General features: G+C 71.4%; 18 protein-coding genes. 9 read left to right on the top strand and 9 right to left on the bottom strand.

Going from position 1 to position 19,658, the window contains the following annotated elements; all coding sequences use genetic code 11:
• Positions 1–78 precede the first annotated feature (78 nt).
• The 7 genes from paoA to N5D62_RS14625 all read left to right on the top strand — a co-directional run bounded on the left by paoA (position 79) and on the right by N5D62_RS14625 (position 7,705).
• Entirely contained in the window at positions 79–801 is a 723-nt protein-coding gene (gene paoA, locus N5D62_RS14655; protein WP_279758575.1) for an aldehyde dehydrogenase iron-sulfur subunit PaoA, read from the top strand.
• On the top strand, positions 798–1,760 hold the full coding sequence (locus N5D62_RS14650) for a xanthine dehydrogenase family protein subunit M (RefSeq protein WP_279758574.1): 963 nt from the start codon (positions 798–800) through the stop codon (positions 1,758–1,760). Before paoA ends, N5D62_RS14650 begins: the two co-directional genes overlap by 4 nt.
• Positions 1,757–3,979, top strand: coding sequence for an aldehyde oxidoreductase molybdenum-binding subunit PaoC (paoC, locus tag N5D62_RS14645; protein WP_279758573.1), 2,223 nt, complete (start codon positions 1,757–1,759; stop codon positions 3,977–3,979). Before N5D62_RS14650 ends, paoC begins: the two co-directional genes overlap by 4 nt.
• Positions 3,976–4,815, top strand: a complete 840-nt coding sequence (locus N5D62_RS14640) for a hypothetical protein (RefSeq protein ID WP_279758572.1) — start codon at positions 3,976–3,978, stop codon at positions 4,813–4,815. The genes paoC and N5D62_RS14640 overlap by 4 nt, the downstream gene beginning before the upstream one ends.
• 29 nt (positions 4,816–4,844) lie before the next feature.
• Positions 4,845–6,038 (top strand): hypothetical protein, encoded by a 1,194-nt coding sequence (locus N5D62_RS14635; protein WP_279758571.1) that lies wholly within the window; start codon positions 4,845–4,847, stop codon positions 6,036–6,038.
• Positions 6,035–6,928 (top strand): DUF2272 domain-containing protein, encoded by an 894-nt coding sequence (locus tag N5D62_RS14630; protein ID WP_279758570.1) that lies wholly within the window; start codon positions 6,035–6,037, stop codon positions 6,926–6,928. Before N5D62_RS14635 ends, N5D62_RS14630 begins: the two co-directional genes overlap by 4 nt.
• Positions 6,929–7,000: 72 nt before the next feature.
• Positions 7,001–7,705, top strand: a complete 705-nt coding sequence (locus tag N5D62_RS14625; RefSeq protein ID WP_279758569.1) for a heavy metal response regulator transcription factor — start codon at positions 7,001–7,003, stop codon at positions 7,703–7,705.
• On the opposite strand, the gene N5D62_RS14620 is transcribed toward N5D62_RS14625, so the two are convergent.
• Positions 7,669–8,652 (bottom strand): DUF4886 domain-containing protein, encoded by a 984-nt coding sequence (locus tag N5D62_RS14620; protein ID WP_279758568.1) that lies wholly within the window; start codon positions 8,650–8,652, stop codon positions 7,669–7,671. The genes N5D62_RS14625 and N5D62_RS14620 overlap by 37 nt on opposite strands.
• A 133-nt stretch (positions 8,653–8,785) precedes the next feature.
• Between N5D62_RS14620 and N5D62_RS14615 the strand changes: the two genes are divergently transcribed.
• A complete protein-coding gene (locus tag N5D62_RS14615; protein ID WP_279758567.1) occupies positions 8,786–9,577 on the top strand; it encodes a Crp/Fnr family transcriptional regulator in 792 nt (263 codons plus the stop codon).
• A 94-nt stretch (positions 9,578–9,671) separates the two neighbouring features.
• On the opposite strand, the gene pepA is transcribed toward N5D62_RS14615, so the two are convergent.
• Positions 9,672–10,472 carry a flocculation-associated PEP-CTERM protein PepA gene (gene pepA / locus N5D62_RS14610; protein WP_279758566.1) on the bottom strand — a complete coding sequence of 267 codons (801 nt, stop codon included), beginning with the start codon at positions 10,470–10,472 and terminating at the stop codon, positions 9,672–9,674.
• 340 nt (positions 10,473–10,812) lie between these two features.
• Between pepA and N5D62_RS14605 the strand changes: the two genes are divergently transcribed.
• Positions 10,813–11,112, top strand: a complete 300-nt coding sequence (locus tag N5D62_RS14605; protein WP_279758565.1) for a hypothetical protein — start codon at positions 10,813–10,815, stop codon at positions 11,110–11,112.
• A 390-nt stretch (positions 11,113–11,502) separates the two neighbouring features.
• Here N5D62_RS14605 and N5D62_RS14600 read toward each other — a convergent pair whose 3' ends face one another.
• From N5D62_RS14600 to N5D62_RS14570, 7 genes are all read right to left on the bottom strand, one after another.
• On the bottom strand, positions 11,503–11,913 hold the full coding sequence (locus tag N5D62_RS14600; protein WP_279758564.1) for a hypothetical protein: 411 nt from the start codon (positions 11,911–11,913) through the stop codon (positions 11,503–11,505).
• A gap of 77 nt (positions 11,914–11,990) precedes the next feature.
• Entirely contained in the window at positions 11,991–13,544 is a 1,554-nt protein-coding gene (locus N5D62_RS14595) for a PepSY domain-containing protein (RefSeq protein WP_279758563.1), read from the bottom strand.
• The gene (locus tag N5D62_RS14590) at positions 13,525–14,061 is read right to left on the bottom strand and encodes a copper chaperone PCu(A)C (RefSeq protein ID WP_279758562.1); all 537 of its coding nucleotides are present in this window, start codon (positions 14,059–14,061) and stop codon (positions 13,525–13,527) included. Before N5D62_RS14590 ends, N5D62_RS14595 begins: the two co-directional genes overlap by 20 nt.
• 105 nt (positions 14,062–14,166) lie before the next feature.
• On the bottom strand, positions 14,167–14,763 hold the full coding sequence (locus tag N5D62_RS14585; protein WP_279758561.1) for an SCO family protein: 597 nt from the start codon (positions 14,761–14,763) through the stop codon (positions 14,167–14,169).
• A gap of 75 nt (positions 14,764–14,838) precedes the next feature.
• Positions 14,839–15,237 carry a DUF2946 family protein gene (locus tag N5D62_RS14580; RefSeq protein ID WP_279758560.1) on the bottom strand — a complete coding sequence of 133 codons (399 nt, stop codon included), beginning with the start codon at positions 15,235–15,237 and terminating at the stop codon, positions 14,839–14,841.
• Between the two features lie 26 nt (positions 15,238–15,263).
• Positions 15,264–16,100: a CheR family methyltransferase gene (locus tag N5D62_RS14575; protein WP_279758559.1), complete on the bottom strand. Its 837-nt coding sequence runs from the start codon at positions 16,098–16,100 to the stop codon at positions 15,264–15,266.
• Between the two features lie 13 nt (positions 16,101–16,113).
• On the bottom strand, positions 16,114–19,554 hold the full coding sequence (locus N5D62_RS14570) for a response regulator (protein WP_347881815.1): 3,441 nt from the start codon (positions 19,552–19,554) through the stop codon (positions 16,114–16,116).
• Positions 19,555–19,658 lie beyond the last annotated feature (104 nt).

Genomic DNA, 19,658 nt, shown 5'->3' with positions numbered 1-19,658 from the left:
CGGCGCCGCCTCGGCCGCGGGCATCGGGATTGCCGCCCGTGGGATTCGCCCCTCCCCGCCCAGCCAGGAGCCCCCAGCATGGACCTCGCGTCTTCCCTGTCTCCCCCCGAAGCCCGCCCGTGCGACGCTGACGCCGGCGCGATCTCGCGCCGCGGTCTGCTGATCGCCGGCGCGGGCGCGGCGGCCGCCACCGGCGCGCCGCTCGAGGCCGTCGCGCAAATCCCGTCCCGCCCCGGCGCGCCCCCTCAGGAGAACCTCGTGGCCAGCACCCGCGTCACGCTCACCGTCAACGGCCAGCCGCACACGCTGGTCGTCGACAACCGCACCTCGCTGCTCGACCTGCTGCGCGAGCACCTGCAGCTCACCGGCACCAAGAAGGGCTGCGACCACGGCCAGTGCGGCGCCTGCACCATCCACCTCGACGGACGCCGGGTCAACGCCTGCCTGACGCTGGCGGTGATGCACGAGGGCGCCGCGATCACCACGATCGAGGGCCTGGGCACGCCGGAGAAGCTCCATCCGATGCAGGCCGCCTTCGTGCGGCATGACGGCTACCAATGCGGCTACTGCACGCCGGGCCAGGTCTGCTCAGCGGTGGCGGTGCTCGACGAGATCAAGGCCGGCATCCCCAGCCATGTCACGCCGGACCTCGTCGCGCGCCCCCTGCTCTCCCTGGACGAACTGCGCGAGCGCATGAGCGGCAACCTCTGTCGCTGCGGCGCCTACTCGAACATCGTCGACGCGATGGCCGAGGTGGCCGGCATCCCCGCCCCTGGCGCCAGCGACCGGAGGCCCGCATGAAGCCCTTCACCTTCGAACGCGCCGCGTCGCCCGCCGCGGCCATCGCGGCCGCCGCCAGGCAGCCCGGCGCGCGCTTCATCGCCGGCGGGACCAACCTGCTCGACCTGATGAAGCTGCAGATCGAGACGCCCGCGCACCTGATCGACGTCAACGGCCTCGGCCTGGACCGCATCGAGCCGACGGCCGACGGCGGCCTGCGCATCGGCGCGCTGGTGCGCAACACCGACCTGGCCGCCGACGCGCGGGTGCGGCGCGACTACGGCGTGCTGTCGCGCGCGCTGCTGGCGGGCGCCTCCGGCCAGTTGCGCAACCGCGCGACGACCGCCGGCAACCTGCTGCAGCGCACCCGCTGCCCCTACTTCTACGACACCGACCAGCCCTGCAACAAGCGCCAGCCCGGCAGCGGCTGCTCGGCCATCGGCGGCATGAGCCGCCAGCTGGCGGTCATCGGCGTCAGCGATGCCTGCATCGCCACGCATCCGAGCGACATGGCGGTCGCGATGCGCGCGCTCGACGCCACCGTCGAGACAATGCGTCCGGACGCCCAGCCCAGGCGCATCCCGATCGCCGACTTCCATCGCCTGCCCGGCGCGACGCCGCAGGTGGAGACGGCCCTCGAACCCGGCGAACTGATCACCGCGGTGTCCCTGCCCAAGCCGGCCGGCGGCACGCAGCTGTATCACAAGGTCCGCGACCGCTCGTCCTACGCCTTCGCGCTGGTGTCGATCGCCGCGATCGTGCAGCGCGACGGCGGCGGGCGGATCGCCGTCGGCGGCATCGCGCCCAAGCCCTGGCGGGTCGAGGCCGCCGAGCCCTCGCTGCGCCAGGGCGCGGCGGCGACCGCGCGCGCGTTGCTCGCCGGCGCCACGCCGACCGCCGACAACGCCTTCAAGCTGCCGCTGGTCGAGCGCACGCTCGCCGCGGTGCTGGCCCAGGCCAAGGCCGGGAGGACCGCATGAAATTCGACACGCCCGCCACCACCAACCCCATCGACCAGGGCCGCGTCGTCGGCAAGCCGACCGACCGGATCGACGGCCCCCGCAAGACCACCGGCACCGCGCCTTACGCCTACGAACGCCATGACGTCGCGAAGAATCCCGCCTACGGGTTCGTCGTCGGCGCCGGCATCGGCAAGGGCCGCATCGCGAGGATGGACGTCGCCGCCGCCGAGCACGCGCCCGGCGTGCTGGCGGTCGTCACCGCGGAGAACGCCGGCAAGCTCGGCAAGGGCAGGATGAACACGGCCGCGCTGCTGGGCGGACCGGACATCGCGCATTACCACCAGGCGATCGCCGTCGTGGTCGCCGAGAGCTTCGAGCAGGCCCGCGCGGCCGCGGCGCTGATCCGCGTCGACTACGCGCCCGAGGCCGGCGCCTTCAGCCTGGCCAAGGCCAAGGACCAGGCCAAGCCGCCCAAGGCGGACGACGGCCCCGGCGGCACGCCGGCCGAGACCAAGGTCGGCGACTTCGACGCCGCCTTCGCGCGCGCGCCGCTGAAGATCGACCAGACCTACACCACGCCCGACCAGTCGCACGCGATGATGGAGCCGCACGCGACGCTGGCCGTGTGGGAGGGCGACCGGCTCACCGTCTGGACCGCCAACCAGATGATCGACTGGGGCCGCGGCGACCTGGCGCGCACGCTGGGCCTGCCGCGCGACAAGGTGCGGCTGATCTCGCCCTTCGTCGGCGGCGGTTTCGGCGGCAAGCTGTTCCTGCGCGCGGACGTGCTGATGGCGGCGCTCGGCGCGAAGGCCTCCGGCCGGCCGGTCAAGGTCGCGCTGCAGCGCCCGCTGATGATGAACAACACCACGCACCGGCCCGCGACGATCCAGCGCATCCGCATCGCCGCCGGCCAGGACGGCAGGATCGCAGCGATCGCGCATGAGAGCTGGTCCGGCGACCTGCCCGGCGGCAGCCCGGAGACCGCCGTCGCGCAGACGCGGCTGCTGTATGCCGGCGCGAACCGGATGACGGCGATGAAGCTGGCGGTGCTGGACCTGCCCGAGGGCAACGCGATGCGCGCGCCGGGCGAGGCGCCGGGGCTGATGGCGCTGGAGATCGCGGTCGACGAGATGGCCGAGCGGCTGGGGATGGACCCGGTGCAGTTCCGCATCGTCAACGACACGCAGGTCGACCCGGAGAAGCCGGAGCGGCCCTTCTCGCAGCGCCGGCTGACCGAGTGCCTGCGCACCGGCGCCGAGCGCTTCGGCTGGAGCCGCCGCGGCCGCCCCGGCCAGCGGCGCGAGGGTCCGGGCGGGCGCTGGCTCGTCGGCATGGGCGTGGCGGCGGCGTTCCGCAACAACCTGGTCATGAAGTCCGCGGCGCGCGTGCGGCTGGACCGGCGCGGCATCGTCACCGTCGAGACCGACATGACCGACATCGGCACCGGCAGCTACACCATCCTGGCGCAGACCGCGGCCGAGATGATGGGCGTGACGCTGGAGCAGGTCGTGGTGCGGCTGGGCGACTCGGCGCTGCCGGTCTCGGCCGGATCCGGCGGCCAGTGGGGCGGCAACAGCTCGTGTTCCGGCGTGTACGCGGCCTGCGTGGCGCTGCGCGAGGCGGTGGCCCGCAAGGCCGGCCTGGACGCCAGGGACGCCGTCTTCGCCGACGGCGAGATCCGCGGCGGCGGCAAGCGGATGCCGCTGGGCGAGGTGGCCGGTGTCGAGGGCCTCGCCGCCGAGGACCGGATCGAGTTCGGCGACCTCGACAAGAAGTACCAGCAGTCGACCTTCGGCGGCCACTTCTGCGAGGTGGCCGTGGACGCGTACACCGGCGAGGTCCGCGTGCGGCGGATGCTGGCCGTGTGCGCGGCCGGGCGCATCCTCAATCCGAAGTCGGCGCGCAGCCAGGTGATCGGCGCGATGACGATGGGCGTCGGCGCGGCGCTGATGGAGGCGCTGCACGTCGACGAGCGGCGCGGTTTCTTCGTCAACCACGACCTCGCCAGCTACGAGGTGCCGGTCCATGCCGACATCCCGCACCAGGAGGTGATCTTCCTGGACGAGACCGACCCGATCTCCTCGCCGCTCAAGGCCAAGGGCGTCGGCGAACTGGGCATCTGCGGCGTGGCGGCGGCGGTCGCCAACGCGATCTACAACGCCACCGGGGTGCGGGTCCGCGACTACCCGGTCACGCTGGACAAGCTGTTGAAGGAGCTGCCGAAGGTGGCGTGACCGCCAACCCCTCATCAAGGGAGGGGATGCCAGGACGGGAGGCGCTCGGCATCATCGCGCGTCGAGAAGGAGGCGCGATGAACAGCATGCATGCCGTCCTGGCCGTCGGACTACTCGCCGCCATGAACGGCGGCACGGCGTTCGCGCAGGCGGAACCCGCCGCCCCGCGGGTCGAGGCCTTGCCCGCCGCGCCGGTGCCGGCCTCCGGCGCCGTCGCGACGCCCACGGTGACGCCGCCGCCAGTGACGCCGTCCACGACGACGAGTTCGACCGCCCTGTCCAACCCGTCCCCGGCCACGACAAGCGGCACGTCGACCCCGGCCGTGAGCTTCGCTGAACTCCAGCTCAAGACCAGCGCCCTGGCGGCCGTGGCGACGACATCCACGGTCAACAACGACATTCCGGCGGATGCGCAGCAGAAGCTCGACAACGCCTATCTCCTGGTCAAGGACATCTGCACGAAGACGTTGGCGAGCCTGTCGGGCGACGCCAAGGAACGCGCGCGCTACTCCGTCTGGATCGCATTGACCGGCGCGCTGGCCGGCAGCGTGATCGCTCCCGGGATTCTTTCCGGGGGCGGCAGCAAGGTCACCGCGGCGCTCTTCAGCGGCGTGTCCGGGGTGGCGAACACGGCACAGACGGTGGTCGCGGAACAAGGCCTGACGGCCCAGTCCTCGAGGACCTCCCGCGAAAAGGTCGTGACGGCCGTGAGGGCGGCGCTGTCCGAGTACGGCGCCGCCATGAAGGACACCAATGCCGACGCGTCCACGCGGCTGATGCGCATGAAGGCCGCGCTGTTCCTGGCCGACATGGAGTGTTTCCTTCGGCCCGAGTGAGCCCTGCCCGCCCAGAGGAGCTGCCCACCGTGCCTGCCTCGCGAATCGTGCTGGCGAGCCTGATGCTCGCGACCTGCGGCGCCGCACTCGCCGCCGAATCGATCGTCGCCCGCCTGCCTCGCTACGAGCGCGACGGGCAGGTCCGCCCCTGGTCCCTGGTCGACAGCCGCTGGGGCTACCTGTCCCGCTACAACACGGCGCTCGCGCAACGCCTGGACCAGTGCCCGGCGGCCGATCCCAGCCTCGCCGCGATGGTCCGGATCGCGCCCGAGCGCTTCGGCGCCACCACGATGGACGCGATGAAGGCCTTGAGCACTTGCACCGGCGCCCCGTCGGCCGATCCGGCCGCGCTCGAGGCGGCGTACGCCCAGCTGCTGCCGCAGGACGAACCCACCGTGCCTGAGCGCGCGCGGATCCTGTACATGCGGGCGTCGCCGCTGACGCCGGACTACGACCGCAGCTTCTGGGACATGAGCGGCGACGGCGAGCGACGCAGCGCCGATCCGGATTCGCTGTTCACCTGGGGCCCGTTCCGCGCGACCGCGGGTCGAGGCTGCACCCTGCAGAAGGTCCTGAAGGTCCTGGCGGCCGACGCGTCGTTGAGTCCGGCGCTGCACGAGGCGCTTCTTCCCGAACAGCCCCTGTTCGCGGCGCTGATGGGCGCGCGCGGTTGCGAGGACGCCAGGCAGCTCCTCCAACCGTTGGCGAGCGATCCCGCGCGACGCGACCGCTTCCAGCTGATCTTCGCGCAACTCGCGGAGCAGCCGCGAGCGCGCCTGATCTACGACCAGTTCTTCTATGGACCCGGCGGCAAGCGGCTCGGAGAAGTCGCGGACTACGTGGCCGCCTGGAAGGCGGCGGGGCGCGCCACCGTCACGGAGATCGACTTCGCGTTCTTCGTCGAGCGCTCCCTGCAATATCCGCGGCTCGACCGCGCGCTCGTCGCCCGGTTCGTCAAGGCGGTGCCGGCGGACGCCAAGCCCTGGCAGGTCAGGAAGGTCGCCTCGGGGATCTTCAACCTGACCCAGCCCGGGTCGCGCAGCTACCTGTCCGGGCGGGATGCCACCTACTTCATCGATGGCGACGACCAGCTGCGCCAGGACCGCGGCGCCCTCGCCGGCTGGATCGCCCAGAGCCGTGTGCGCGCATCCGACGTCGGTCTCTCCGACCGTCCCTTCGACATCTGCGGGGCCATGCCCGTCTGCCCGGGACCGCAACGATGAAACCAGCCCTCCTCCTGCTCTGCGTCGCCTCGCCGCTGATGGCCGCGCCCGACCTGGATCAACTGAAGACCGCCTGCACCCACGCCGCCGGGGCGCCGGCCTCGCCGTTGGCCCAGGGCCTGGCGAGCTTCGCCGAGGCGGAGTGGGTCCGCTTCGGGCGCGGCAAGATCACCGAGGCCGCCGACGACGACCTGGTGGCCGAGACCCCGACCAGCCACCTGCTCAGCTGGGACAAGGTCTATCAGTACTGGGTCGCGACGAACAGCGTGAGCGTGCTTTCCTATCCCTACGCGGTCCAGCAGGGGACGCCGCCGGCCAAGCGCATGGCCAACGCGCAGAACGAGATCGCCGCCGTGTCGGCCGCCTTCGTCGGCGATCCCGACCGGCTGGCTAGGATCGTCGCTTCGCTGAGGCGCTCGGCGATCAATTCCACGGCGTGGTCCGCCGTCTTCATCAGCACGATGTTCAAGATCAACGGGTTGGACGCCAACGAGTTCGAAGGGTCGCCCTCGCACGCGATGTACATGCGCAGCGCAATCGACCATGTCGGGCGGCCCGACACGACCTATCGGCAGCTCCCTTGCGATCCGGGATGGATCAAGCCCCGCGTCGGCGACCTGGTGTGTTACTCGCGCACGCCGCGGGTGCGCAGCTTTGCCGACGTGATGTCGCGGTACGACGGCGATCGAGGCCTGTACCCGTTCGATTCGCATTGCGATGTCGTCAGCAAGGTCAGCCCGGATGGCAAGACGCTCGAATCCGTGGGCGGCAATGTCGGCAACTCGGTGACACGGACGCGGCGCAAGACGGCGACCGGCAAGATCGACGAGAGCCGGACGGAGAGCGGATCGTCCAACGACTGGGTGATGGTGCTCGTGCTGACCCGATAGCGCAGCGACCCTGTCCGGGCGCCATGGCGCGCGATTTGCCGGAGCACGCCAACGCTTGCTTTGAACATCACGATGAAACTGCTCGTCATCGAGGACGAGGAAGCCCTGTGCGACTACCTGCGCAGCGGCCTGACGCAGGAGGGGTTCGTCGTGGACGTGGTCCGCGACGGCGTCGACGGGCTGCACCTGGCCAGCGAGTCGCCCTATGACCTGGTGCTGCTGGACGGCGTGCTGCCCGGCATCGACGGCCTGGCCGTGCTGGCCGCGCTGCGCCAGCAGGACCACACCCGCGCGCTGCCGGTGCTGATGCTGACCCCGCGCCCCGAGGTGGAGGACCGCGTGCACAGCCTGCAGGCCGGCGCCGACGACTGCCTGGTCAAGCCCTTCGCGTTCTCCGAACTGGTGGCGCGCATCCAGGCGCTGCTGCGCCGGGCCAATGGCGCGCCGCCGCCGGCCGAGGCGACGGTCCTGAAGATCGCCGACCTCGAGGTCGACCTGCTGCGCCGCAAGGTCCACCGCTGCGGCCAGCGGCTGGACCTGACGCCCAAGGAGTTCAGCCTGCTCACGCTGCTGCTGCGCCGCGAGGGCCAGGTCCTGTCCCGGACCGAGCTCGCCGAGCAGGTCTGGGACATGAACTTCGACAGCAAGACCAACGTCGTCGAGGTCGCCGTGCGCCGCCTGCGCGGCAAGCTGGACAAGCCCTTCGGCGAGCCGCTGCTTCACACGGTGCGCGGAATGGGCTACGTGCTCGAGGCGCGCGCGCCCGCCGCCGGCTGACGCCGGCGCCAGGCCAGCAAGGCGCCCACGCCGGCGATCGCCAGCGCCCAGCTGGCCGGCTCCGGCACCGGCGCCGCGAGCTGCTCGAACGCCAGCTGCTGCATCGTCGTCACCTGCGCCCGCGTCAGCCCGAGCTGGGCCGCCGCCGTCTCGCCCGCGCCCAGGCTGCGCGGATCCAGGCCGGTGATCTTGCCGAAGACGGTCAGCGCCTCCAGGTAGCTGCCGTAGACGCTGGCGTGGTAGTTGTCGCTGGCCCAGAGCTTGACCTTGCCCGGTTCGATGCCGTCATACGGGTTGGTGTCGGCGAAGCCCTGCGCCATCGCCCGGTTCCAGGCCAGCCCGACCGGGATCACGCCCTGGATGCGGTCGGACGCCAGGTCCGCCTGCCGGTAGCCGGCGTACACGTCCTCGGCCATCCGGTAGATCGACTGGCCGTACCAGGCGCCGCTGGGCGGATAGGTCTGGTCCGCGCGCGACCAGGTCGCCATCAGGTCGATCCTCACGTTGGCGTTGCGCGCGTGCAGCGCGTCGGCCAGCAGGCCGGAGTACTTGATCAGCGTCGCCGGATCGCCCGGATGCGCCGCGTCCAGCGTGCTGTAGCTCTGCAGCACGACACGGTCCCACGGCTTGTCGATCAAGGCCATCTTGGTGTTGTAGTGCAGGTCCAGCCCGCTGCCGCCGACCGTCTCCAGGCTCACGTCGTAGTCCAGCCCCGCCTGCACGGTGAAGGCCTTGAACAGCGCCGGGATGCCGCCGATGTTGGAGCCGTTGAGGTCGGTGACCGACCCCGGGCTGAACTGCATCACCGCCGAGCCCTGCGCGTAGGTGAAGCTGTTGCCGACGAACAGGATGCTCTCCGCGCGCGCCGCGCCGGCGGACAGCGCGAGCGCCAGGCCCGCGACGCCGGCCTGCAGCGCGCGGGGGAACCGGATGATCGATCGATTCATGGGTCTTTCCTCGGTCGTTGGTGGGGGATGAAGAAACCTCTTGGCACACCTGTCACGACGGCGTGATGCCAATGGGCACGGGGATTGCCATGGGTTTCGGTTGGAACAGATGTCCCGTTCCAGGAGCGATTCGATGTCCCTGTCCCTTGCCGCAACTCCTTCCGCGTCGTCCCCGCGCGCCAACCAATTGCTCGCGCAGATGCCGCCGGAAGACCAGGCGCGCTGGTCCGGCCAGCTCGAGACCGTCGAGCTGCTGAAGGGTCGCGTGCTGTTCGAGGCCGGCAGCCCGGCCCTGCATGTCTACTTCCCCATCACCGCGATCGTGTCGCTGATCCACACGACACACTCCGGCGCCTCGGCGCAGGTCGCGATGATCGGTTCGGAAGGCGCCGCCGGCCTGGCCGCGGCGATGGGCGGGGAGTCCCCCGCGTGCCGCGCCGTGGTGCAGCGCGCCGGCCTGGCGTTCCGCATGCGCGTGCCGATGGTGCGCGAGGAGCTGACCCGGGGCGGCGCCGCCACGCAGCGCCTGCTGCGCTACCTGCAGTCCCTGCTCACGCAGGTCGCGCACACGGCGGTGTGCAACCGTCACCATTCGCTGGAACGTCAGCTGTGCCGCTGGCTGCTGCTGTGCCTGGACCGTCAGCATGGGCATTGCGAGTTGTCGGTGACGCAGGAACTGATCTCCAGCCTGCTGGGCGTGCGCCGCGAGGGCGTCACCGAAAGCGCCCAGCGCCTCCAGGCCGCCGGCCTGATCCGTTACTCCCGCGGACATATCGCGGTGCTGGACCGGCCGGGGCTGGAGGCCCGGGCTTGCGAGTGCTACGCCCTGCTCAAGCAGGACTTCCTTCGCTTGCTGCCCCAGGACCCGGACGGCGCGAACGCGGCCACCTCTGCCACCTTCGCGTCCGCCGCCGTGCAGGCCTGAGGACCACAAGCCCCGGGACTTCGGGCACCCGCATGCCCTTGTGACGTCCCGGCGCTTGCCTTGAACCGGCCTCTCGTCGAGGCCGGTCCCGCGATCACTTCTCCGACCGGGTGCGGCGACGCGCCACGAAACCGATCGCGCCCAGGCCGGCGATCAGCATCGCGTAGGTCGAGGGCTCCGGCACCACGGCCGCGGCGAAGTTGATCGAGCCGCCGCCCTGGCGGATGCGGAAACCGCCCGCGAAGGGCTCCACCTGCGACGTCGTGTTCGAGAACGACGTCAGCGCGATGTTGTACAGCGGCAGCGAGGTCTGGAAACCGTCCACCAGCCAGTTCATCGTCAGCTTGGCGTTGGCCGAGGGGTTGAACGTGCCGTCGCCCAGCGGCGTGGTCGCCACCGTGCCCAGCACCAGCTGGCCGGAAGCCAGCGCCACTTCGCCGGAGGCGCTCTCCGTCGGGGTGTTGCCGGTGAAGCCGAAGGTCGAGGTGCCGTTGTAGCCGTACAGGGTGTAGGTCAGCGAGGTCAGGGTGCCGCGCGTGGACACCGAGCCCGGGTTGCCGTTTTCCTGCAGCGTGCCGGCGCCGCTGAACTGGATGTAGAACCCGTAGTCGGAGTTCAGGCCGTTGGAGGGCAGCGTCAGGCCGCCGAGCTGGGCGGCGCTGATCGCCAGGTAGCCCGACTCGGTGAACGAGTTGCCGGCCCCGAAGGTGATCGTCGAGTAGTTCGACACCAGCAGGTTGTCGGCGGTGAACGCGCTACCGTTCAGGCCGGCGACGCCCGGGTCCCAGGTGAATTGCGGCAGCGCGGACGCGCTGGCGCTGGCAGCGGCCAGGGCGAGAGCCAGCAGGGTGCGCTGGAACGCCACAGGCTTGCGGGAGAGCAAAGGCAGGGTCATGGTGGTTGCTCCGATAGAGAGATGTCCGCACATCGCGGACGCCGAAGTTCACCACCCCCTCCAGAGGGAGTCTGTGCGTCCACCCACATAAAAACGGGCCCCGCCGCCGATGTACCGCGAAGGTGCGACGAATCGACCCGGGCGTGCCTGGAACGACCCCGCATTCAAGGGGGCCGGCCACCACGCTGAAAGGCCTTTCACTTCGATGGCGACGGCACGAAAACCGGATCGGGTGGACGCGAATTACTGCGCTTGGCGAGCGCTTTTCGAACGCATCGCGAGCGGAGGCCGACGGGACAATCGCGCGTCGCCTCCCGCAACGTCGCCCCGAGTCCTCGTCATGTCGCCCTCCCCCCGTTCCGCCGCCGCTTCCGCCCTCTCCTCCACCGCCGCCTCGGGCGTGGCGGGCCTCATGCTCGGCCAGATCGTGCTGGCGCTGGCGGCGCATCACGGGCGGTCGGTCGAGGGACTGGGCTTCGCGCTCGTGTTCCTGCTGGCCGGCGGCGCGTCGGTCACCTGCTTCCTCGCCCATCGCCATCAGCAACGCCGTCCGCGCAACGAACCCGCGCCGATGCGGCTGTGGCTCGCGGCGCTCGCGCTGGGCGTGCTGGCGTCGATCTACGCGGTCGGCGCGGCCTGATCGCAGGCCCTGCAGGCCCGATCGCCGGCCTGATCGCAGGCCTGATCGCAGGCCTGATCGCAGGCCTGATTGCAGGCCTGGGCAAGGGCCCTCCTGGGCACAGTGCTTGCCATCGTTGCCGCGATGCCAGCCATTCGCCACATCGCCACCTCTGCCGTCGACCTGCCGCTCGCCCGTGAGTGCGCCTCGTCGCCGACATCCCGGTGCGGCGGATGGACGGCCTCGCCGCGCCGGGCCCGCACCCGTCGCGGCTGAGCGGCGCCGGCGGCGCGCGGGCGCTGCCGGCAGCTTCTCTCTCACTCCTGGCCCTCTCCCCGCAAGCGGGGCGAGGAAGTTCGAGGAGCGGGAGCGGCCCCACAGTGAGCCAGTGAGCCGCCTGCCAGTTCGTCGCTAGCGCTGACCGTCGTCGTCCTCGGCTTCATCGGCGTCATCGGCATGTTCCGGATCCGGCCCCGCCGACGGGTCGTCGCCGCTGGCCAGGTCCTCCACGTCGATCGATGCGTCGATGTCATCCGCCGACGGCTCGCGGCTCACGCGGTCGGGCAGGATGTCCGCCGCGTCCGGCGTGCTGCCGGGTGTCGCCGAGGCGCGCTCGCCGGTGCCGAAGCGATCGGTGTCGCTGCCCTTCTCCGCCGGCGTCGCGCCGAGTTCATCGGGATCGTCCGCGCCCGTGCTCATCTGACGTTCGCCCAGCACGTCGCTGCCGCTGTCCGAGCTGTCGCTCGGACCGAGCGCGTCGGTGCCGTGCCCCTTGGACTGCTCGGGGGCCGGGGTGCCGCCGAGGATGCTGCTGGTCGCCATGAGGTGCTCCTTTGCAAGGACCGGAGGGTCCGTTGCAGGAGATTCGGCAAGCTCGGGGCCCACGTCCGCACGCGACCTCAGAGGCCGAACCGCTCGTGCCAGCGACGCGGCACGACGGCGTCGACCACGGCCGCCACCAGCATCGACGCGCCCAGCAGCGGATACACCAACCCGAGCCCCGCGCCGACGGCGATCGCGCCCCAGGCGGCGCGGTCGCCCGCGCGCCGCGGCGGCGCCGCGAGGCGGCCGCGCGGACGGCGCTTCCACCACATCGCCAGCGACGACACGCACAGCAGCGCGATCGCCACGCAGCCGCCCAGCATCACCAGCCGGTTCACCGCGCCGAACTGCCGTCCGGTGTGGATCTGGATGCCCCACTCCACGGCGCGACCGGCGATGCCGTAGTCCCGGTAGCCGACATCGGCCAGCACCGCGCCGGTGTAGCGGTCCAGGTGCACGACGCGCTGGCCGGTGACGTCGTCGGGCATCGACATCGCGGTGTACACGCCCTTCGGGCCTTGCGGCAGGCCGATCGGCGTTCCCTGCGGCAATCCCAGCCGCGCGAAGAGGCCCATCGCCTGGTTCAGCCCGATGGTGGGCTCGACGTAGGGGGTGGCCGTGCCTCGCCCACCGCCGCCGTCGCGCCCACCGCCGCCGTCGTGTCCGCCATGGCCGTCGTGTCCTCCGTGTCCGTCACCGCCGTCCGGCGACGCCGGCAGCCGCGCCTGCGCCAGCGTCCACGGCGTGTCGCCGAGGTCCGACAGCAGCGGCGTCGAGGCCGGTTTCGCCCACAGGTAGCGCGGCAGCCCGACGCCCCAGTCGTTGGTCAGGCGGCTGAACTGCTGGCCCCAGAACGCCGACCAGGGCATGCCCGTCATCGCCAGGAACACGATCGCCACGGCGGCGATCGCGCCAGTGACGGCGTGCAGGTCGCGCCACCACAACCGCTGCGACGGCCGCCCGCGCACGGACACGACGCCGCCGGCGCGGCCGCGCGGCCACCACAGGAACAGCCCCGACACCACCAGCACCACGGCCCATCCGGCCACGATCTCGATCCAGTGGTTGGCCAGCGGCCCGGCGATGGCCAGCGAATGAACGCGCTTGATCAGCGTCATCGGCTGGCGGTCCTCGCGCCGTTCGCCAAGCACCGTCCCGCTGGCGGGGTCCAGGTAGACGGAGACGGTGCCCTTGCCGGTTCGCACGACCACTTCGGCGCTCCGTCCCGGCGCTGGCGCCGGGATGAGCTTCAGCGCGTCGCCGGGCCGCGCGGCGAGCGCGCGCGCCACCAGCGATTCGGCGTCCAGCGGCACCGCTGCCGCGGTTGCGGTTGCGGTTGCGGTTGCGGTTGCGGCCGCCGAGGCTCCTCGCGTCGCCGGAGCCGGTGTCGGAACCACGCGCAGGTCCGCCTGCAGCCACGCCTCGATCGGATCCTTGTACAGGTAGAGCGCCCCGGTCACCGCCAGCAGGAACAGGAACGGCAGGCAGACCAGTCCCGCGTAGAAGTGCCAGCGCCACACGCGCCGGTACAGTGACGAGTCCGTCGCCTGCCGCGCGTCGCGCGCCGGGCCGTCCCGGACCGCGCCACCGCGATCGAGGGCAGGCGCGGGCTCAATGGGCATGTTCGCCATGCCCGGCCTCCTTGTCGGCCTTGGGCGCCATCGGCGCCATCTTCATCGTCGCGTTGAGCGCGCGCACCGGCGCCTTCACCTCGACGCTCTGGCGCGCGCCGGTCTTGTCCTCGAAGACCAGCGTCAGCGCGACGGTCTCGCCTGCCTTCACCTGGCGCGGCAGGTCCAGCAGCATCACGTGATAACCGCCCGGCTTGAGCGCCACCAGCTGGCCGGCCGGCAGCTCGACCGCCGGCACCTGGCGCATGCGCATGACGTTGTCCTGCATCGCCATCTCATGGACCTCGGCCTTGGGCGTCAGCGGGGTGGTGACCGCGACGAGCCGGGTGTCCTTGGCGGCGACCAGTTGCATGAAGGCGCCGGTGGCCTTCTGCTGGGCGACGGTGGCGCGGATCCAGGGATCGGTGACGGTGACCTGCGCCTGGGCGGCGCAGGCGAGCGTGGCGCCCGCGACGATGGCGGCGAACTTGGCGCCCTGGGCGATTGCGGGAACGAAGCGGAAAGCGGTGGTCAGCATGGTGGGTCCTTGTCGACGAAAGACGTCGAATGCGAATGAATGAAACAGGGATGAAGGCAATGCGCGGGAAGGCGCGGCGCCGGAGCACCGCGCCCGCTCGCGGCGTCAGGGAATCAGCAGCTGCCGCACGTCCTCGGTGACGTCGGCGGCGCTCATCTCGTGCCGCACGGCCACGCGCAGCCGTCCCTGCGGATCGAACAGGAAACTCAGCGTCGAGTGGTCCAGCGTGTAGCTCGAGCCGGTCGGCATCTTCTCGAAGTAGACCTTGAAGTCCTTCGCGACAGCCGACGTGCCCGGCAGGTCGGTCCACAGGCCGAGGAAGCCGGGATCGAAGGCCTCGGTGTAGCTGCGCAGCACCTCGGGCGAATCCCGTTCGGGATCCAGCGTCACGAACAGCACCTGCAGGTGATTGGCGTCCTTGCCCAGCAGCTGGCGCACCGCCGCGGCGCGGGTCAGCGCGGTCGGGCAGACGTCGGGGCACTGGGTGAAGCCGAAGAACAGCAGCACGACCTTGCCGCGGAAGTCGGCGAGGTGGCGCGTGCGGCCATCCGGGTCCTTGAGCGAGAAGTCGCGCCCGTACGGCGCGCCGGTGAGGTTGACGCCGTGGAACGGCGGATCCTTGGCCTGGCAGGCAGCCACGGTGGCGAGCGCCGCGAGCGCGCTCAGCAGCGCGGCGCGACGGCTCATGTCGGTGTTCAACATGGAAATGTCCGGTCGGAACTCGGGGCCCTGGCGCGCGCGGCGACGCGCGTCCGCGCTCAGGGAATCACGGCGAGGTCAGGCCAGGACGGGCGGTCCGCGCGCGAGCGACGGCGCCCACGCGAACAGCGGGCGCGGCGCGGTCAGGAAGAGCCGGGGTTGCGCGAACTTCAGCGCATCGGGCGGCGTCCACGCGACCGGGGCCGGCGGCAAGGCCGGCGCGCCGTGGTGGATGGCGCAGTACGGGCAGTCCATCGACGCCTTCGTCGGCGCCGGGGCGTTCCCCGCGTCGGCGCCGGCATCGGCGCCGAGGTCGACGAGCACGAACTTCGCGCCGGTCGCCGAGCAGATCTCGGCGTAGGTGGCGCCCTGCTTGGCGAGCACCGCGTGCGACAGCGACGGCAGCATCGCCGCCAGCAGGATCGTGGCGACCACGAGCCATGCCAGGCGCTTGATGGAGGTCCGCGTCGCTTGCATGGGGCGCGATTCTAGGGGCCGGCGGATCACCCGGCGCGCTTCTGGTAGATCCGTTCCTTCGCGGCGATCTCCACGTACGCCGGCGCGTGCGGCGAGAAGCGCAGCGTCTCGCGCGCGCCCAGGCCGAGGAAGCCGTTGCGGCACAGCGCCTCGGTGAAGAGCCCGAAGGCGCGGTCCTGCAGCGCGCGGTTGAAATAGATCAGCACGTTGCGGCAGGACACCAGCTGCACCTCGGCGAACACGCTGTCGGTGGACAGGCTGTGGTCGCTGAAGACGATGCGGTCCTTGAGCGACTTGTCCAGCAGCACATGATCGTAGGCCGCGGTGTAGTGCTCCGACAGCGAGCCAATGCCGCCCGCGGCCCGGTGGTTGGCCGAGAAGCCCGGCACCAGGTCCATCCGGTACACGCCGGCCTGCGCCTGCGCGAGCGCCTCCTGGCTGATGTCGGTCGCGTAGATCAGCGTGCGCTCCAGCAGCCCCTCCTCCTTCATGAGGATGGCCATCGAGTAGGCCTCCTCGCCGGCGCTGCAGCCCGCGACCCAGATGCGCAGCGACGGGAAGGTGCGCAGCACCGGCACGACCTGCTCGCGCAGCGCCAGGAAGTACTCCGGGTCGCGGAACATCTCGCTGACCTGCACCGTCAGCTCGCCCAGCACCGAGCGGAACACCTCCGGCTCGCGCAACAGCCGGCCCTGCAGCTGCGACAGATTGGCGCAGCCGAAACGCTGCGTCGCCACGCGCAGGCGTCGGCGCAGCGAGGTGCCGGCGTAGTCGCGGAAGTCGTAGTGGTAGCGCTCGTAGATCGCCTCGAGGATCAGCCGGACCTCGATGTCCTGTTCCTGCGACGAGCCGTGCGACGTCATCGGCCGGCGCTCCTCAGCGCGGCATCCAGACGCGGACCAGCGAGAGCAGCTTCTCGATGTCCAGCGGCTTGGCGATGTAGTCGTTGGCGCCGGCGGCCATGCAGCGCTCCTGGTCGTCCTTCATCGCCTTGGCGGTCAGCGCGATGATCGGCAGCCGCTTGAGCTCGGGCCGCGCGCGGATCTCGCGCATCGCGGTGTAGCCGTCCATCTCCGGCATCATGATGTCCATCAGCACCAGGTCCACCGCCGGCTTCGCGTCCGGCCCGGACAGCGGCGCGGCCAGCCGCTCCAACGCCTCGCGGCCGTTGCGCGCGATGTCCACCTTCACGCCCTTGGGCTCCAGCACCGCCGACAGCGCGAAGATGTTGCGCACGTCGTCCTCGACGATCAGCACGCGCCGGCCCTCCAGCATGTTGTCCCGCGCGCGGACCTCCTTGAGCATGCGCTGGCGCTCCGGCGGCAGCTGCGCCTCCACCTGGTGCAGGAACAGCGTGACCTCGTCGAGCAGCCGCTCCGGCGAGCGCGCGCCCTTGATGATGATCGAGCGCGAGTAGCGCCGCAGCTGCTGCTCCTGCTGCGGCGACAGCGTGTGCCCGGTGTAGACGATTACCGGCGGGAAGGCCACGTCCTCCTGCAGCGCCATCTGGTCGAGCAGGTCGTAGCCGCTCATGTCGGGCAGGTTCAGGTCCATGACCATGCAGTCGAAGGTCGACGCGCGCAGCGCCGCCAGCGCCTCGGCCGCGGTGGCCACGCCCTGGATGCGGACCTCGTCCGCGGCCAGCAGGTGGCGGATGCTGTCGAGCTGGCGCGCGTCGTCCTCCACCACCAGCACCGTGCGCAGGCGCTGCGAGAACTTGGCCTCCAGCTTCTTGAGCGCCGACTCGAGCTCCTCGCGCTGGACCGGCTTGAAGGCGTAGCCGATCGCGCCGCGCTCCAGCGCCTCGTGGGTGTAGTCCGCCACCGAGATCACGTGCACCGGGATGTGCCGGGTCAGCGGCTCGCGCTTGAGCCGGTCCAGCACGCCCAGCCCGGAGTGGTCCGGCAGGTTCATGTCCAGCAGGATCGCGCTGGGCGCGTAGCGCTGCGCCACCGACAGGCCGTTCTCCGCCGTGTGCGCCATCAGGCAGACGAAACCCATCTCGCGGATCAGGTCGCGCAGGATCAGCGCGAAGCGCTGGTCGTCCTCGATGACCAGGATCGCGCGGTCGCCGGGCACCCAGGACAGGCGGTCGTCGTCGAGCTGGGGCAGCCGCGGCTCGGGCGCCGCGGGCGCGGGCTCGCGCAGCAGCGACATCGTCTGGGCATCGCCCCGCTCGCCGGATTCGCCGGCCTCGCCGGCCCCGTCGGGCAGCACCGCGTCGAACGCCGGCGGCACCGGCAGCGGCGCCTGCGCCGGCGACAGCGGGCGGGGCCGCGTCTCCTCGGACGGCGCCTCATGGCTCACCGGCAGCACCAGGCTGAAGGTCGAGCCCTGCCCCGGCTGGCTCTGCAGGTGGATGTCGCCGCCCAGCAGCCGCGCCAGGTCGCGCGAGATCGACAGCCCCAGCCCCGTGCCGCCGTACTTGCGGTGGGTGCTGCCGTCGGCCTGTCGGAAGGCCTCGAAGATCAGCGCCTGCTGGTGCGGCGGGATGCCGATGCCGGTGTCGCGCACCGAGAAGGCGACGCGGCCGTCGGAGGTCGCGCCGACCTCCATGCGGACCGAGCCGCGCTCGGTGAACTTCAGCGCGTTGGACAGCAGGTTCTTGAGCACCTGGCCGAGCCGGGCCTCGTCGGTCTCGATCCACTCCGGCGTGCCCGGCGCCAGCTGCAGCCCGAAGGCCAGGTTGCGCTGCGCCGCCACCGGCGCGAAGACCTGCGTGAGCTGCTGCAGCAGGCGCGGCAGCGAGACGCGCTCGATCTGCATGTCGACCTTGCCGGCCTCGATCTTGGACAGGTCCAGGATGTCGTTGATCAGCGCCAGCAGGTCGTTGCCGGCCGAGGTGATCGTCTGCGCGAAGCGGACCTGCTCGTCGCTCAGGTTGCCGTCCTTGTTGTCCGACAGCAGCTTGGCCAGGATCAGCGTCGAGTTCAGCGGCGTGCGCAGCTCGTGGCTCATGTTGGCCAGGAACTCGCTCTTGTACTGGTTGGAGCGCTCCAACGCCTCGGCCCGCTCGGTCAGCAGCGCCTGCGCCTGCGTCAGCTCCGAGCGCTGCAGCTCCAGCTGCCGCGCCTGCTCCTCGAGCTGCGTGTTGCTCTCCTCCAGGTCGGTCTGCTGGCGCTCCAGCCGCAGCTGCGAATCGCGCAGCGCGTTGCCCTGCTCCTCCAGCTCCTCGTTGGAGGCGCGCAGTTCCTCCTGCTGCATCTGCAGCTCCTCGGCCTGGCGGCGGCTTTCCTCGAGCAGCGCCTCCAGCCGGCTGCGGTCCTTGGCCGAGCGCAGCGCCATCGCGATCGGCTCGGCGACGCGGGCGAGCAGCTCGCGCTCCGCCTCGCCGACGCGGTGCAGGTAACCCAGCTCGATCACGCATTGCACGCGGCGGTCCACGCCCGCCGGCGCGATCAGCAGCTCGGTCGCGTCGCCGCGGCCCAGCGACGAGCTCACCGGCAGGTAGTCCGCCGGCAGCCCCGTCACATGCAAGGGCCGGCGGTCGCGCACCGCCTGGCCCACCAGCGTGTCGCCGCCGCGCACCGACGGCGGCGCGCCGTCCGCGGCGATCGGCAGCGCGTAGCCGCCCACCCGCAGGAAAGTGCCGTCGTCCTGCGCGACGTAGAAGGCGCCGACGCGCGCCTCGGTCCAGCGGGCCAGGAAGCTGGTGGCGATGTCCGCCAGCCGCTCCACGTGCGGGTCGCCCTGCAGCTCCACGCCCAGGCCCGCCTGGCCGGCCTTGATCCATTCCTCGATCTTCGCGGCCCGGTAGGCGCGCGAACTCAGCACCGCGGCCACGGCCGTCAGCACGAGCAGCAGCGCCGAGCCGCCCCAGATCACCATCACCGTCTGCTGCACCGAGGCATCCCACAGCGCGCGGCGCTCGCCGGCGCGGTCGCGTTCCTCGCGCTCCATCTCGCCCAGCAGGGTGCGGATGCGCTCCATCAGGATGCGGCCGCGGTCGCCCTGCACCGTCTTCACCGCCGCCTCGGTCTCGCCGCGGCGACGCATGGCGATGGACTCCTCCATCTCCGCCAGCTTGGCCTTGAAGAGCTGTTCCGCGGTCTCGAGCCGGCCGAGCTGCGGGCGGTAGTTCTGGAAGCTGGCGCGCAGCCGCTCGGTGGCCGCGGGGATGGTCACCTGGGCGGTGTTGAAGGGCACGAGGTAGGTGTCCGTGCCGGTGATCAGGTAGCCGCGCTGGCCGGTCTCCGCGTCCTTCATCGCCGAGCCCAGCGCCTGGATCTGCTCCTGCACGACCAGCGTGCGGGCCATCGCGTCGGCGGAGTCGGACTGCGCCTGCTGCGAGCGCCACGAGAACATCGCGCTGACCACGATCGTGATCACCGCCAGCGCGAAGCCGAGCAGCGTGGGCAGCGGCAGCCAGTCGTGGCGGCGGATGCCGTGCACGCCATGGAGATCGGTGCCGGGGGGGCTCT

This window comes from Mitsuaria sp. GD03876 (assembly GCF_029840635.1).
Classification (GTDB): Bacteria; Pseudomonadota; Gammaproteobacteria; order Burkholderiales; family Burkholderiaceae_C; genus Roseateles.
This window is presented reverse-complemented; position numbering and strand designations above follow the sequence as displayed.